General features: G+C 44.6%; 17 protein-coding genes and 1 other annotated feature. Of the genes, 2 read left to right on the forward strand and 15 right to left on the reverse strand.

The window, feature by feature from the left end:
- Positions 1 to 8: 8 nt before the first annotated feature.
- From der to ACE04G_RS03390, 11 genes are all read right to left on the reverse strand, one after another.
- On the reverse strand, positions 9 to 1,331 hold the full coding sequence (gene der, locus ACE04G_RS03340) for a ribosome biogenesis GTPase Der (protein ID WP_076209907.1): 1,323 nt from the start codon (positions 1,329 to 1,331) through the stop codon (positions 9 to 11).
- A 185-nt stretch (positions 1,332 to 1,516) separates the two neighbouring features.
- Positions 1,517 to 2,731: a 30S ribosomal protein S1 gene (rpsA, locus tag ACE04G_RS03345; protein WP_036607712.1), complete on the reverse strand. Its 1,215-nt coding sequence runs from the start codon at positions 2,729 to 2,731 to the stop codon at positions 1,517 to 1,519.
- Between the two features lie 142 nt (positions 2,732 to 2,873).
- Positions 2,874 to 3,461 carry a lysophospholipid acyltransferase family protein gene (locus ACE04G_RS03350; protein ID WP_076209906.1) on the reverse strand — a complete coding sequence of 196 codons (588 nt, stop codon included), beginning with the start codon at positions 3,459 to 3,461 and terminating at the stop codon, positions 2,874 to 2,876.
- Positions 3,458 to 4,162: a (d)CMP kinase gene (gene cmk / locus ACE04G_RS03355; RefSeq protein ID WP_076209905.1), complete on the reverse strand. Its 705-nt coding sequence runs from the start codon at positions 4,160 to 4,162 to the stop codon at positions 3,458 to 3,460. The genes ACE04G_RS03350 and cmk overlap by 4 nt, the downstream gene beginning before the upstream one ends.
- 103 nt (positions 4,163 to 4,265) lie before the next feature.
- Positions 4,266 to 4,490, reverse strand: coding sequence for a hypothetical protein (locus tag ACE04G_RS03360; protein WP_221820301.1), 225 nt, complete (start codon positions 4,488 to 4,490; stop codon positions 4,266 to 4,268).
- Between the two features lie 62 nt (positions 4,491 to 4,552).
- Positions 4,553 to 5,206, reverse strand: a complete 654-nt coding sequence (locus ACE04G_RS03365; RefSeq protein ID WP_221820300.1) for a flagellar brake protein — start codon at positions 5,204 to 5,206, stop codon at positions 4,553 to 4,555.
- Between the two features lie 148 nt (positions 5,207 to 5,354).
- Positions 5,355 to 6,701 carry a germination protein YpeB gene (gene ypeB, locus ACE04G_RS03370; protein ID WP_221820299.1) on the reverse strand — a complete coding sequence of 449 codons (1,347 nt, stop codon included), beginning with the start codon at positions 6,699 to 6,701 and terminating at the stop codon, positions 5,355 to 5,357.
- Positions 6,702 to 6,822: 121 nt separating this feature from the next.
- Positions 6,823 to 6,993 carry a hypothetical protein gene (locus ACE04G_RS03375; RefSeq protein WP_165980215.1) on the reverse strand — a complete coding sequence of 57 codons (171 nt, stop codon included), beginning with the start codon at positions 6,991 to 6,993 and terminating at the stop codon, positions 6,823 to 6,825.
- 114 nt (positions 6,994 to 7,107) lie between these two features.
- On the reverse strand, positions 7,108 to 7,803 hold the full coding sequence (prsW, locus tag ACE04G_RS03380; protein WP_221820298.1) for a glutamic-type intramembrane protease PrsW: 696 nt from the start codon (positions 7,801 to 7,803) through the stop codon (positions 7,108 to 7,110).
- Between the two features lie 43 nt (positions 7,804 to 7,846).
- Positions 7,847 to 8,461 (reverse strand): genetic competence negative regulator, encoded by a 615-nt coding sequence (locus ACE04G_RS03385; RefSeq protein WP_076209900.1) that lies wholly within the window; start codon positions 8,459 to 8,461, stop codon positions 7,847 to 7,849.
- A gap of 187 nt (positions 8,462 to 8,648) precedes the next feature.
- Complete coding sequence (locus tag ACE04G_RS03390; RefSeq protein ID WP_221820297.1) at positions 8,649 to 9,002, reverse strand: hypothetical protein; 354 nt, start codon at positions 9,000 to 9,002, stop codon at positions 8,649 to 8,651.
- Between the two features lie 94 nt (positions 9,003 to 9,096).
- On the opposite strand from ACE04G_RS03390, the gene ACE04G_RS03395 reads away from it, so the two are divergent.
- Positions 9,097 to 9,993: a polysaccharide deacetylase family protein gene (locus ACE04G_RS03395; RefSeq protein ID WP_221820296.1), complete on the forward strand. Its 897-nt coding sequence runs from the start codon at positions 9,097 to 9,099 to the stop codon at positions 9,991 to 9,993.
- 46 nt (positions 9,994 to 10,039) lie between these two features.
- On the opposite strand, the gene ACE04G_RS03400 is transcribed toward ACE04G_RS03395, so the two are convergent.
- The 3 genes from ACE04G_RS03400 to ACE04G_RS03410 are packed head-to-tail and all read right to left on the reverse strand — an operon-like array spanning position 10,040 to position 11,909.
- The gene (locus ACE04G_RS03400) at positions 10,040 to 10,837 is read right to left on the reverse strand and encodes a metallophosphoesterase (protein ID WP_449003589.1); all 798 of its coding nucleotides are present in this window, start codon (positions 10,835 to 10,837) and stop codon (positions 10,040 to 10,042) included.
- A gap of 29 nt (positions 10,838 to 10,866) precedes the next feature.
- The gene (locus ACE04G_RS03405; RefSeq protein WP_221820294.1) at positions 10,867 to 11,319 is read right to left on the reverse strand and encodes a hypothetical protein; all 453 of its coding nucleotides are present in this window, start codon (positions 11,317 to 11,319) and stop codon (positions 10,867 to 10,869) included.
- The gene (locus tag ACE04G_RS03410) at positions 11,316 to 11,909 is read right to left on the reverse strand and encodes a CPBP family intramembrane glutamic endopeptidase (protein ID WP_036607728.1); all 594 of its coding nucleotides are present in this window, start codon (positions 11,907 to 11,909) and stop codon (positions 11,316 to 11,318) included. The genes ACE04G_RS03405 and ACE04G_RS03410 overlap by 4 nt, the downstream gene beginning before the upstream one ends.
- A 334-nt stretch (positions 11,910 to 12,243) precedes the next feature.
- Positions 12,244 to 12,474, forward strand: a binding site (T-box leader).
- A gap of 199 nt (positions 12,475 to 12,673) precedes the next feature.
- On the opposite strand from ACE04G_RS03410, the gene serA reads away from it, so the two are divergent.
- A complete protein-coding gene (serA, locus tag ACE04G_RS03415; protein WP_047843574.1) occupies positions 12,674 to 14,269 on the forward strand; it encodes a phosphoglycerate dehydrogenase in 1,596 nt (531 codons plus the stop codon).
- A 299-nt stretch (positions 14,270 to 14,568) separates the two neighbouring features.
- On the opposite strand, the gene ACE04G_RS03420 is transcribed toward serA, so the two are convergent.
- On the reverse strand, positions 14,569 to 15,444 hold the full coding sequence (locus tag ACE04G_RS03420) for a BclA C-terminal domain-containing protein (protein ID WP_486094156.1): 876 nt from the start codon (positions 15,442 to 15,444) through the stop codon (positions 14,569 to 14,571).
- Between the last annotated feature and the right edge of the window lie 29 nt (positions 15,445 to 15,473).

Raw genomic sequence — 15,473 nt, forward strand, 5'->3', positions numbered from 1 at the left:
CTTCTCCCCTAACTTTCGTCGGACTTCTTCCGAGTAAATATGCGAATTGGTGTTCCTTCGAAATCAAACGCTGCACGGATTTTATTCTCCAGATAGCGCTCATATGAGAAGTGCATCAACTCAGGATCGTTCACAAAAATAACCATGGTCGGTGGTTTAACTGCAACCTGAGTCACATAGTTAATTCTCATTCTCCGTCCTTTATCTGTTGGCGGAGGATTAATGGCAACCGCATCAGACACCACATCGTTAAGCAGATGTGTCTGCACACGTAACGAGTGTTGCTCTGCTACACGTTGCACAACCGGCAACAGTTTTTGTAAGCGTTGTTTTGTGAGAGCCGACAAAAATACGACCGGAGCATAAGTCATAAATAGGAAGTGATCCCGAATTTTTCTCTCAAACTCTTTCATCGTCTTGTCATGCTTCTCTACCACGTCCCATTTGTTCACAACAAACAATGACGCTTTACCCGCTTCGAATGCATATCCTGCAATATGCTTGTCCTGTTCAATAATGCCTTCTTCACCATTAATGACAATCAGAACAACATCTGCACGCTCAATCGCACGCATCGCACGCATTACACTGTATTTCTCAGTTGTTTCATATACTTTACCACGCTTACGCATACCTGCTGTATCAATCAGCACGTAACGTTGGCCGTCTTTTTCAAAAGGTGTATCAATTGCATCCCGGGTCGTTCCAGCCACGTCACTTACAATGACACGCTCTTCACCCAGAATAGCGTTCACCAGTGAAGACTTACCCACATTAGGACGTCCGATCAGAGCTACACGAATGACATCTTCATCGTAAGTCTCTTCCTCAAGTTCTGGCAGCTTCTCCACAATTGCATCAAGCAAATCACCTACACCTGTACCGTGACTTCCGGATACGCCGATAGGATCACCGAAACCAAATCCATAAAACTCATAAATGAGCTCACTTCGTCCGATATTATCCACTTTGTTAACGGCTACAACAATAGGCTTGCCTGAGCGGTAGAGCATCTCTGCTACCTCTTCATCCGATTGCGTAATACCTGCTTTTGCATCACACATGAATACAATAACATCCGCTTCTTCAATAGCGAGCTCTGCTTGCATCCGAATCGATTTTAAGATTACATCTTCACCATCAATTTCGATACCACCTGTATCAATGATACTAAATGGTTTACCGTTCCATTCACCGATTCCATATATGCGGTCACGGGTAATGCCCGGCTTGTCTTCCACAATGGCCAGTCTGTCGCCGATGATCCGATTGAAAATGGTCGATTTACCCACGTTCGGTCGTCCGACAATTGCCACAACGGGTCTTGCCATACATTCCACTCCTCCTGTCCATACTTACGATACTCATCATAGCAAAAAAGATATGTCTTGGCTAACGTTTCATGCCAAATTACTCGCAATAAAAACAATCGGCGAACCCGCCTTGGGCTCGCCGATCTTGCTTTTGTTATTCAGCAAAATATGCAGTATATAACTTAGAACCATGCATTGTTAACTTATTTGAATTTGCTGAGTTTGTCTCCAAACAGTTCGCCAAGCGTAGTGCTCATACCTTGATTGTTCAAGGAAACGTTTGGATTGTTAATTTCTTCACGCGGAGCGTTGTTTCTTGAAGGTCTTTCTGATTTTTGTGGTTGAGCTGGAGCCTCTTCTGTTTCTTTGATGCTCAAGCTTACACGTTGCTCAGAAGGGTTCATGTCCAAGATTTTAACCTGAACTTCCTGTCCTTCTTTCAGCACTTCATGAGGAGTGCCGATGTGTTTGTGGGAGATTTGCGAGATATGCACAAGTCCCTCAACACCAGGAGCGATTTCAACAAATGCACCGAAGTCTACCAGACGTTTTACAACACCTGTTACGATATCGCTGGAATTGAATTTTTCGCTTGCTGTTTCCCAAGGACCAGGTTGAACAGCTTTCATGCTCAGGCTGATTTTGCCTTTTTCAGGGTCAACTTTCAGCACTTTCACACTAACTTTATCACCTTCAGACAGTACATCGGATGGTTTTTCAACGTGTGTCCAAGCCAGCTCGGATACGTGAACCAAACCGTCAACTCCGCCCACATCAACGAATGCACCGAATTGAGTCAAACGTTGTACTGTACCTTCGATCACTTGACCTTCTTGCAAACCAGCCATTACTGTAGCTTTGTTTGCTTCGAATTCTTGCTCCAGTACGTCTTTTTGGGAAAGGATCACTTTGTTGTTCTCACGGTCGATCTCTTTCACTTTAACACGCAGTGTGCGTCCTTTGTAGTCGCTGAAGTCTTCAACGAAATGGCGTTCAACCATGGAAGCCGGGATAAATCCACGTACGCCCACGTCTGCTACCAGACCACCTTTAACAACATCACCTACAACAACTTCGAATACGTCTTGGTCTTCAAAATGCTTTTGCAATTGATCCCATGCGTTTTCGCTGTCGATTGCACGTTTGGACAGAACGAGTTTTTCTTTCTCGTCGTCGATGCTAAGAACTTTAGCTTCAACTTCTTGTCCAACTTCTACTGCGTCAGACGCGCTGTCAACATGTAATGAAGACAGTTCACGAATTGGAATGACACCGTCATATTTATATCCAATGCTCACATAGGCTTGGTTATCTTCCAATTTGACGATGGTTCCTTTTACGGTATCTCCTTTTTTCAAGGAAACGAATTGATCCAACTCATCTTGGGTTGCTTCTTGATTTTTCATTTCTTCCGACATGTCAAATACCCTCCTCAATTCAAAAACCCCATTATATTCAAACCTGCCTGTAGCAGAGTTCAAAACACTTTCATCACTGAGTGCTCATGCTTTAGTCTCCCTCAAAAATATGGAAACATGCACTCAGCTACCGACGAAGCCATTACTTGCTTGGCACGCCCGTTTGCACCATTTCGTTAATCTTGGACATAATCTTTTCAGTCGCCTTCTCCAGAGCTTCTCCAGATGGGTCTTCCTTGAACTCGTCCAAACTTACTGGTGCTCCATATACAACTTTCATCTTACGAAAAACTTTGTAGTTACCGATAATAGCAGTAGGAATAACTGTAGCGCCACTGCGGAGAGCAAAACTCGCTGCCCCTTTTTTGCCGATACCTCCATCATTGTGGCGGCTTCCCGAGGGGAAGATTCCAAGCACTTGACCATCACGCAAAATATTGAGTGAGGTTTTGATGGATTCCTTGCTGACACCTCCACGTTTAACGGGGAAAGCGCCCACAGCTTTAATAATTCGGCCGAGTACCGGAATGTCAAACAATTCGCTTTTGGCCATGAAACGCACCTGACGGCGAATTTTGATACCAACGGTTGGAGGATCGAAGTTACTAATATGATTGGAACATAAAAGTACGCCGCCTTCTTTCGGAATATTCTCCCGTCCAACGGCCTCCAAGCGGAAAAGAATGGTATAAATGATCCGCAGTAATGTGCTGCAAAATGTGTAAATCATAGACCGATCTCTCCTCTGACCATTGTGCAATAAGATACGATTTTGTCAACCACTTCATGAATGTTCATCTCCGTTGTATCAAGGACGATAGCATCCTCAGCACAACGCAATGGGGAAATTTCCCGATTCTCATCCAATCTGTCACGGGTGGCAATGTCTCGCTCCAGCTGTTGCAACGTCAGTCCTTCAGAGGGGTCCAGTTCTTTGAAGCGGCGAAGCGCACGCTCTTCGACACTGGCAGTCATGAAGATTTTCACTTCCGCATCGGGCAGTACTGTCGTTCCGATATCGCGTCCATCCATGACGACGCCCTTGCGCAAAGCCATTTGCCGCTGAGTATCCACTAATTGCGTACGCAGCCCCTCGATTTGCGCATATCGGGACACGATTCCCGTAACTTCACGGGAGCGGATTTCCGAGGTTACTTCTTCCCCATTACAGAACACTTTCTGTCCGTCGGGATCCGGTTGTAAATCAATGACCAGCTTTTGGGCTTCCTGAAGTACCTGTGCCACTTCTTCCGGCGCAATATCTTTCCGAAGCATGTGCAAGGTTACCGCACGGTACATTGCGCCTGTATCGACGTATACATACGCGAGCGCCTCTGCAACCAATCGGGCCACCGTGCTTTTCCCGGCACCGGCAGGTCCGTCAATTGCAACGTTCATTTTCCCGTTCTCTGATGTGTTCTGGCTTGCCAACGGGGCATTCCTCCTCAAACGATAAACCTCAATAAAAAAACAGGCATTGCCTGCATCGTGAAAATTATACCACACTCTACACATGGATGCAAAAACAGACAAATCAACGACGTTTGTAATCATTCACCGTTTGCATTTCAATTGGCGTTCCTTCCAGGCGGTCAATGGTGGTCAAATTCTTTTTGAAGTCTGGCACCAACAGCAGCAATTGATATACCACAAGCAGGATTAGAAGGGCTATAATCAGAATAGCAACCTTTCGTTCCATTCGCCTGGAGAAAACATAATAGAGTCTTTCATATCTGCGGGTTGCATGACGATGATTCAAGGCAATACCTCCGTTTTTCAATTACGGTACCCGCAGTTCCCTCTCTTTATGCCACAACATTCCTATTTCGTGCGATAGTCTAGTTGCCGTTCAAAACAAAACTTGATAATTTTTTGGCGCTCCGAATCTGAAATCTGCACAAATTTCAGCATGCATAACTGTCTGCCGGTTTCCAGGGTTTTGATCCGAACAACTTCAGCTTCAAAATTCACATGTTCAATGGTTGAATTCCGGTAGGGAACCAGCAACCAACATTTCAGTTTTTGACCTTCAGCTATTGAAAACCCTGTTTCGCCATAGATGGACAATCCACCGCCACCAATATCTTCAGTCAATCCGACGGTACGAGTCAGGTCTTCACTCTGGATGGCCAATTCGAGGTTTGCATGAACACGAAGAAAGCTGCGCCGTTGTATTTTGGATATATCGCTCGGAAGCGGTTTGCGGATACGGACAAGACGGACCACATCTTCCTCAAATCCCGTGACATAGGTATTAAAATAATGCCGGACCCCATCCTCCGTAATATATGAAATGGACAATTCCTCTCCGAAAAAGAGCCTTTTCAGACGGCTACTTCCTTGTTGTATCGGGACCTCAATCAGAAAACTGCTGTCATCCATATCTGCAATGCGTGATTTGTATTCTTTGTGTTCCTCTTTTTCATCTGCCGAAGCAATCTGGATGTATAAAATTTCATTTATTTTCGGAAACAAGCCGTTCACCGCCACTTTATGTATTTATCTTCGTATGTACAAGGACTATTATACCATGACCTTTCTCACAATGAACAAGAAAAAAACAGACCACATCGTGGTCTGCCACAGTTATTCGCTCAGCTTAAAATTCAGATTATCCATCTTTTTATGAGGTTGCATTGACCGGTTTGATCTCTTCAACCGCTTCTTCCATTCCTGTATTTGCATTAATGTATATCCGGTAACGAGAACCGTTAATTTTCCCTCCGAATTCATAACACAATACTTCTTTGCTGTAATCATTCTCAATCAGGGATTTGCGAACATAATTTTCTTCGAACTCCGAGTTAAGCTTTTTCCGCGCCTGTTGCTCCGTAAGAGTTGCTTTCGGAATTTTGCGCTTGTCATTATGTTCGTAGACAAAGTCACTCGCCTGGAAGCCGGTTACTTCACCTGTATCCAAACCTACACGAACTGACATTTTCTCAGGATAGATCAAAATGTCTCCTTGCTTCCGTACATAAGTAAGGTTACCCAGATTACCATATTCATCGTAGTTTACGGCCTTCATATCCTTATAACCTTTGTTCATTAGGAATTGATCTGCTTTAGCCATGGCATTCTGACGAGACACTTTTTTGGTTCCGATTGGACGCGTATCACTGTAAGAGATCAGCATTCCGCCATTACGGGTGAAATCCATCATCAGTTTGCCATTGTTGGCATGATCAATTGTGGCAGTGTAGGACTCCCAGTCAGTTCCTTTGCCGTTCTCCTGCACTTGGATTTTGCTACTATCCGCATTAGAAAATTTTGCAGCCTTGCTCTGGATCTGTTCTTTGGTCACCGGCAAACCGCCCAGTTTCTTGACTGATCGTTTTGCATAGATATTGGATACGGAAGGACCCCAATCAAGCTCCGGGTATTCCTGTACCTTTTTGTTCACAGTACGAAAACCATCAACGATCGTGTTGTCCATGGTTTGCTCTTGCGTTGCCATGGCAGTCTCTGCATCCATCCAGCGCAATCGGTCCGTCAGGACTTTCTGCTGTACATCCTGCAGATTCTTGGTAATCTCGGATGAATTCTGATACAGCTTTTTCAGGTTGCCCATTTCCTTCTCACTTAGCGGTTCGTTCGTCAAGTCCCGCATCGACGCCCGATAGGCAAAGTTGGAAATACGTGAGAGAAACTCCTCTGTCTCGTTAAATGGCAGCATGGTAAGTGGCAGTTGGTTGATCTCATTCTGCGCTTCACTGGTGAGTCGCCATACATTCATCAAACCTTTGCGATGCATCCCCTGTGATGTAGAGTGAACCGCCAAGGTGTTACCAATCTCCGAATGCAATTTGTCCATATGAAAAGATAAATCGTGAAAGGCACGCTGATATTGATTCTCTGCCTTGATCAGAATTGCATTCTTCTCCTGATTCTCCTGATAACCCCACACAAGCGCACCGACCAGCAGAACCGCAAATATCGGAAACATAACTGAACTTAAACGTTTATACATCCGTAGAGTCTCCTTTCTTCTAAACCACTACCTCTATTGTGGATCGAAGAAAGATCTCTTATGCATGCGATTTCCAGTCCTTACACAAGCAGGCTGCTAAAGTCCCGTTTGGGTCCTCCCTTTAATTCAGCTGAATCCCAGTTGCCATGCCCTCTTCTTCAATTTCGAACTGGTCTCTGTTATCACAGAGGCACTGCTTAAATCCCGTCTCAATCCGGCCCCGCTCTTTCTTGCCTCGTAATGTAAATCGTTCACCGCATTGTTTGCATCTGATTTTAATTTTAATTCTCATCACAACGATCTCCGTTTCTGTTGGTCATTCCCCGGGAGTTTATCCGTAAAAATAAAAACACACCGGAGCCATAGGCGCAATATGCGCTTTATGTCCACCAGTGTGTCCGTATTTTTATAATTTAACCTCTTCCTCCCGCTTCACAAAACGAAAAGGAGAACGGTTATTAGCTCGTGTGATTTTACCCATTGCCCCATACCACAGGCCCGCCATTAGCGGCGCTATAAACCACAACCAATTGTTCAGCATGGTGTTCATGATGACATCGTACAATGCATGCCAGAAAAAAGGCAAAACCAGAGAAAGAACCAGGTACCACCGCTTTTTCTTACCACCGATAAACTTGGCTTTACCCATATAATAACCCATGATTACCGCAAACATAGCGTGCCCTGAAACAGGGAGCAGTGCCCGAAGGAACATGGCTGAGACGGATGCATTCCCCGCAAAGGCATACAACACATTCTCAACAGTGGCAAATCCAAGTGAAACAGCGACTGCATATAAGATCCCGTCATACGGCTCATCAAATTCGGTGTGATTATAGATGATATGGTAAAGTACGAACCATTTAACAAATTCCTCTACACCACCTGAGATCATAATGGCCTCAAGATAAGGATTATCCCCGAGCCATATCATCATGCCACGCTGAATAATCATCACAGGCAGTACCATCAGAATCCCCATGAGGAAAACCCGCAATACCATATGAAGTGGCTCATAATCATAACGGTCTTTCAGGTAAAAGTATGTTAACAAGGCGAGACCCGGAGCAACTGCTGCCGCTAAGACCGAAAACAAAAGCACCGAAATTCCCTCCTCTGACTAAAGACGCGATTACAACTAGAGATTAATCCTGGCGTTTGAAGTGGGTGCAGATAACATCAATCGCTTGTGCAGGAATAACAACCTTACCATACTCTTCCATAACTGCTGGAGTAACTGAGGAACCTTCGCCAAATTCAGCAAGCAAGGCAATCAATGCCGCATGTTTGGTGGAATCTACCTCATCTGGCTCCAAATGCAAGAACCACTTGTCTTTATAAGAATAAAGTCTCCCAGCATCCGTAACATGCTGACGCAACATATGTGCAGCTTCAATGAGCACTTCAAAGTCCTTGAATGCATAAACGATGGAATCGCTTTGCTCGAGTGTAACTTCCATTTCATATACTTCTTCAGGAAGATCATCTTCATGACCTGAACCATATTGTTGCGGATCATATTTTCCTCGTGTGACAATGACAACCATCCCTTGAGCGGGAAGTGCGAATACTTCGACAGCGAGTGGACCTGTGGCATCAAATCCAAGTTCGGAATAGGCCTGATCCATCATTTCAGTGAACAGTTCATGAACCTTAGGTATTTCCTGCCACATATCTTCTTTTTGTATTCCGCGCTCGCTCAGATCGTCAAAGGTCAGGAAAATCCGTATCTTATCGTGACTTAGTCGTTCTATTTTCATACAGGATCTCCCCTTTATAAGCAAGTCTTATAACAGATTATGAAGCACAAAACAATATGTGCTGAAAATAAATCTATGTAGTTATGTTATCATTTTATACCTCTAAATGCACGAAGTAAAATCGACAAAAAAAGAATCATTCCACAGCCAATCTAGACTGTGGATGATTCTAATTGGAGGTTTTGGTTTATAAACCCGGTACTGTTGTGTTTGTTTGACTTAAAATTTGCTCAACTTCATGCTTCACATCCGGATTGGTGCGAATAAAATCTTTGAGCATACTCATATTCGCTTCTTTCTCCTGCGGTGTGATTGCTCTTGCGGTCTTTGCAGCCGGATTTTTGTGGGATTCACCATGTTGATTTTGCTTGCTTGTGAACCCGTCCATACCCGGGAAAGTCATTTCCATCATCTTATGTTTTGCCTGATCCATCATGTTACGTGATGAACCCGATGACATCATGGGCAATCTGCCTTTGGACAGCCATGAACTGGCTGCAACACCAATGACAATGCCCCAAAAAAAGGATGACGTCTTCATTACACCAACCTCCTTCAAGTGTTAAAATCATATTTAGTGTTTGCGGTAGTGAGCGATCTCATTCCGTATAAATACAGGAAAGTGAGTTGAAATCATGTTTAGACATACAGCCGCATTGATCATTGCTGCAAGTTTGCTGCTGTCAGCTTGTGGGACAGCGGAAGAAAAAACATCTGATAATTCCGCACCAGCGGGTGAATCAACTACCACGGTTCAAGAAGAGCAAGATAACTCTAACCCAGCTGAAACAGGAAAACCCGGATCTGGTGTACCCGAGCCTTCAACGGAAGATTCAACTGCGAATGAAGAAAAACCTGAATCTTCGGAGAAGGTTTCTACACAAGAGAAAGTGGAAAAGACGTATCATATGAATGAAAATTATTATATTAAACCAAACGATGAAGCGAGTCCAAACAAGGTCGTCTTGTTAACATTTGATGATGGGCCCAAAGAAGAAAAAATGATTACTTCACTGATCGACACTTTAGATAAACATAACACTAAAGCGATATTTTTCGTCAATGGATATCGGGTGAAAAGCCATCCGGAATTGCTCAAACTCATACATGAACGGGGTCAGATTGTAGGCAATCATGCCTGGGATCATGAGGATCTCAAAAAAATGTCCAAAGCTGAGGCGGCAAAACAGGTTACAGATGTCCAAAAAATAGTGAAGGATACCATTGGTGAGGAACCGCAATTCTTCCGTCCACCTTTTGGGTCGGGAAATGATGCACTGAAGGCTGCTGTGAAGAAAAAGGGCATGTTATATATGACTTGGTCTAATGGTTCGCTCGATTGGGATAAAAGCACCAAAGACAAACCGGAAAAAGTCATCCAAAATGTACTGGACCAGTTAAATCCCGGAAGCAATATTTTGATGCACGAGTTGCCATGGACGGTTGAAGCATTGGATGAATTGCTGACCAAGCTCGAGAAGAAAGGATATTCCTTTGTTGATCCGCGCGCAATTGAATTGGAAGCTCGTTAAATTGTACTTTTGCGCATTAATAATGAAACAGCCTTGATCCAATGGATTAAGGCTGTTTCTCTGTGAGTGCTTTTTCCGTGGGCACTCTTAACGTGATGATATGCATCTCCGCAGGACAACCTAGTCGGAGAGGAAGATGATTTGTACCGTATCCTCTGCTAACAAGCATTTTGCCTTCTTGGTAAACGTCCTCCGGACTTCGCTTCAGGGAGTACCACCCGTTCGATACGGGACGATACGCTTTGCTCAGGAACACAGGTCCGAAAAATGGTACAACCAATTGTCCGCCATGTGTATGACCGCTTAAAATAAGATCTGCATTTTCTTCCAAGCGAAGGGCCTGCAAAGGATCATGAACGATAGCAATTTTGCAAAAACGGTTACCGATCTGCTGTAGTAATACATCGCCCTGTTTGGAACGATAATCTACACCGATCAGGCTCAATCTGTCGTTGCCCCTTTGCAGATATTCCACATTATCCTGCAGGAGTTTAACGTCCGATTCCCGAAGGATTCGCGCAAGTTGAGCGGTACCCGCCCTCTTGTCATGGTTGCCATACACCGTAAATGAAGGAGCAATGTTCGATAAAATTTTCATGTTATGTCTAACTATAGACCATGAAATTCCTTTTTCCGCAACATCCCCGCCGATGAGAACCCAGTCCACCTTGTTTTTAACGTTTTCCAGATCCTTCTGGTTCAGCTTGCGCTTGTGCGTGTCGGATACATACAAAATCTTAGCCCCGTCAAAGGATGTTGGCAGATGAGGCACTTCAACCTCTTCTTCAATCATTTGATGAACGCGGGCTTCACGCCACATATGAAAAAGTAGTAAAATTCCCATCAAAATGATAAAACCTGTGAGTAAAAGCATTACCACGGCAAGGGAAGGAACGTATTCAGAGCGGGTGCCCCTTCAACCCCCCACCAAACCAGACTAATCGTTAACATGACAAAAATAAAAATGAGTGAATTGACAAACCTCTTGCTCAATTTTAACCGACGTGAAGGATGCAACTCTGTTCGTGTAGGAAGCGAACCCGCTTCGGGGATCGATTCTTCCGTTGATGTTGACGTTTTTTTGGAGCGTGATGGTGCCCTTTGAGGAAGTACTGGACTTTCCAGCTTTTCTGTATAGGGCTTGCGCTGTGATCTAGGTAAAGAAACGGAAGTAATTGGTGTGATTCCGCCAACCTCAGCAGCTGCTGCCGTTTCAGCAACGATGCTTACTTGAGAAGCCACCTGACGCTCAGATTTCTCTTTTTTATCCGATTGACGATGGCGCTGACTGCCATATGTCTTCATTCTACTTAATGGCTGATTCATGATCCCCTCCGAAAACGTATCGCTAATCCGGACACCAAATCAATAATAAAGTGACATAATATAGGCGCCCATAATGTGCCGGACTGCAAGTAAATCCAACCCAATCCATAACTTGAGACAAACACCCAGCCTGTTGGAATCCAGTGGCGCAAATAACGAATATGGATAACTGCGAATAAAATACTTGTCCAGTAAGGACCGATGGCATGTTGGATGGCTCCACGGAATAATAATTCCTCACACACAGCAACAATGGCTGCTATGCATACAATATGCCAGATCGGACGCCCACGGAACAGCATCTCGTTAATTCCACCGTCATCCATGCTTTCCTGAGGTATAACATACGACAGTACCAAGTCCATAACAAGCATAATTCCTGCAAGACCAAGACCCCACCATATAAATTGGTAATTGTCAGGCCATGCGAGTACATCTAACAAGTTTCGTTTCTGCAATAAGATCCACACAACTCCGATAATCAGTGTCAGACCTTGTGTAAAGTATAGATTGATTAAAAGCAAACGCTCGGTAAGCTGCTGTGGCTCAGCCTTCTGAATCTTGAACTTGGGAAACTTGAATTTTTTCATCGGATGTGTCTGTCCTCTTGAGTTAAATTTGATGGATAACAATTACGTTGTCCAATCGGATAGTATACTAAATGATAGCCAAAAAACCAATTAGGTTCAAGACCTGCCCCAAGTCCTGCTTTTATATCCATGCCATTACTTCATTAAGCAGTAAAATCCAGTTCATCAAACAGCTTACTTTCCATCTTCTTGTGGTAGGTATATTAACTATGGTATTACTTATGGTGACTCTGTTTATGTGTGAATCTAAAGACATCTGCAAAACATTTTAAAACATTTAAGCCTATTGACATGCTCATGTCAGCCATGATACATTATGAAAAAATTAGTCACGTTAAACACGATGATGGAAAAAAGACGTTGCTTCGTCTTACAGAGAGCCGATGGTAGGTGTGAATCGGTGGCAGGCAAATGGTCTTGAGCGCTCCTGAGTTATTGCATTGAAATTGGAGTAGGTGCAATCGGTTTAGACCCGTTATCCTCTTCGGTCTTCATTGACCGCTAAGACTGTCGTTGCGAAACGGCGGTGAATTAGGGTGGTACCACGACAACTCTCGTCCCTTATTGCGCAAGCAGTATTTGGATTGAGAGTTTTTTGATTTATTTTAAAGGATATCTGTGGGATCACTCTATTTGCTTCACCTTCCCCCTCTGTTGCGACACCGCGTTGTTGGGCGGAAGAATCAACCTGGTTTTAAGGAATACCTCTTCGCTGAGGTCAGACCTTGACGATATAGATACACATACCTAAGGAGGAAGAAACCATGTACAAAGTGTTAGTGTCGGACCCAATCAGTGATCTGGGAATCCAGCAACTGGTGGATGCAAATGATGTTGTTGTTGAGAAGAAAACCGGTCTTAGTGAAGATGAACTTGTTGCCATTATTGGTGATTATGATGCTCTCTTGGTTCGCAGCCAGACTCGTGTTACAGATCGTATTATGACAGCTGGTACCAACCTTAAGGTGATCGGACGTGCAGGTGTTGGTGTAGATAACATTGATCTGGAAGCTGCTACACAGCGCGGTATTATCGTTATTAATGCACCTGATGGCAATACCATCACAACCTGTGAGCACACGTTTGCCATGATGATGGCATTGGCACGACACATTCCTCAGGCCTACGCCAAAACAATTCAGGGTACGTGGGATCGTAAAACCTTCCTGGGTGTGGAATTAAGAAATAAAACGCTCGGTGTACTGGGTATGGGACGGATCGGTAGTGAAGTTGCCAAGCGCGCCAAAGCATTCGGAATGGACATTCTTGCTTACGACCCGTTCCTGACGGAGGAGCGTGCCGAGAAGCTGCAAGTGAAACTTGCTAGTGTAGATGATATCATTCGCAATGCGGACTTCATGACCGTTCACACGCCATTAACACCGGAAACACGGCATATGATTTCACGTCCACAATTCGAAGTGATGAAAAAAGGCATGCGTATCATCAACTGTGCCCGTGGTGGTGTAGTTGACGAGATGGCACTTGTGGAAGCCATTGATCAAGGTATTGTTGCTGGTGCAGCATTTGACGTATTTGAAAGCGAGCCGCCAGCCGCTGATCACCCGTTCCTGAATCACCCAAGCATTATCGTTACGCCTCACCTTGGTGCATCCACAGTAGAAGCACAAGAGAACGTGGCTATCGATGTATCGGAACAAGTTCTTCATATTCTGCGCAATGAACCGTTCAAGAACGCAGTTAACATGCCGGCTGTTGCACCAACCGTGATGAACAAATTGCAGCCGTATTTCAAATTGGGTGAAACGTTGGGTAGTTTTGCAGCACAGATTACACAAAATGCAGTGCAGGAGATTCGGATCGACTATGCTGGTGAACTTTCTGAAGTAGATACTTCTCCTCTCACACGTTACATTGTGAAAGGGATTCTCGCCAGACATTTGGGTGGGGAAGCCAACATCGTTAACTCCATGCATCTGGCCAAAATCCGTGATCTGAATGTGGTTGTAAGCCAAACCTCAACAACTAAAGGATTTACTAACCTGATTACCGTAACATTGGTTACAACTCAGGATGCTGAGGAACGCCGTGTAGCAGGTACATTGCTTGCAGGTTATGGAGAACGTATTGTTCGTCTGGACAAATTCCCGGTAGATATCGCTCCGGAAAGTCATCAAATTTTGATCTCACATAATGATAAACCAGGTATTATCGGGCGTGTAGGAACCCTACTTGGACAAAACGATGTCAACATCGCATCCATGCAAGTTGGACGTAAAATTATTGGTGGTGCAGCGATCATGATTCTGACCGTAGATAAAGCTGTTCCAAAAGATGTGCTTGTGCAGCTTGCTGCGCTGCCAGAAATCAATACTGCTGTTGAAATTGTTCTGGAATAATCAAAATATTTTTAAATGTATAAGAAGAGACGGGACCCTTGTGGTTCCGTCTTTTTTGTCGCTAAGTAAATTGCGTATTCATTTCAATTTTAAAATTAATTTTACTTCTGGCCGTGCGGAACTGACTCTTTCGGTCGTCCCAAACATCTAATGTAGGATTGACCACTACTACCTGGAAAGAAAGAGAAACCCAAGATCTTAAATTGATCTGGGTTTCTCGAGAATCAAATGCACCAATCTCATATGAGTTCCGCTTCTTTTGCCTATTAGGGAAATAGTCTTAATACATTATCGAACTATTAACTTAACTGAATAATGTTTAGTGTAGATCCCGGAGGAGAAAGAATAGCTGTGCCAACGAGCCCGAGTAATTGTAACTGTATTGTTGAACCAGCGGTAACGGTAATCATAAAGTCCGACTGCAGCTGACTGAGAGAAAGTACTGGAGATACTACACTCGCTGGAATAGCTGTACCGTTAAGTAAAACCCGAGATTGGATAGCAAGTGCAGCTGTCAGACTTATTTTGTATGAGATGTAGTAACGACCTGCGTTGGTCAGTGTGAAGGTGTCATTAGCCCCATTGACGGTTATACCTGTGCCAATATTTTGGTTATTCGGTAATGGAACGAGTGTACCACCCAATATTACAACAATCGTACCATTAGTGTTCTCAGCAAAAGCCGAGTTAGATGTTACAGATGTTCCAGTTGCACCTGTTGCACCTGTTGCTCCGGTTACTCCGGTACTTCCGGTACTTCCGGTACTTCCGGTTAAGCCCACTCCCGTGGCTCCTGTAGCTCCTGTTCCCCCAGTCGCACCAGTTGCTCCGGTGCTTCCCGTTAGGCCAACTCCCGTAGCTCCCGTTATACCTGTGGCCCCTGTTTCCCCAGTGACACCAGTTGGCCCGGTACTTCCCGTTGCTCCGGTTTCCCCCGTCGCACCAGTTGCCCCGGTGCTCCCCGTTACGCCGATTCCCGTTGCTCCCGTTATACCTGTCGCTCCGCTTTCCCCCGTAACACCAGTTGCTCCGGTACTTCCTGTTACACCGACTCCCGTGGCTCCGGTTATACCTGTCGCTCCTGTTCCCCCAGTGACACCAGTTACCCCGGTGCTTCCCGTTATGCCGACTCCTGTGGCTCCCGTTATACCTGTCGCTCCGGTTTCCCCTGTGATACCAGTCACCCCGATGCTTCCCGTTATGC

The organism is Paenibacillus sp. AGC31 (assembly GCF_057334655.1).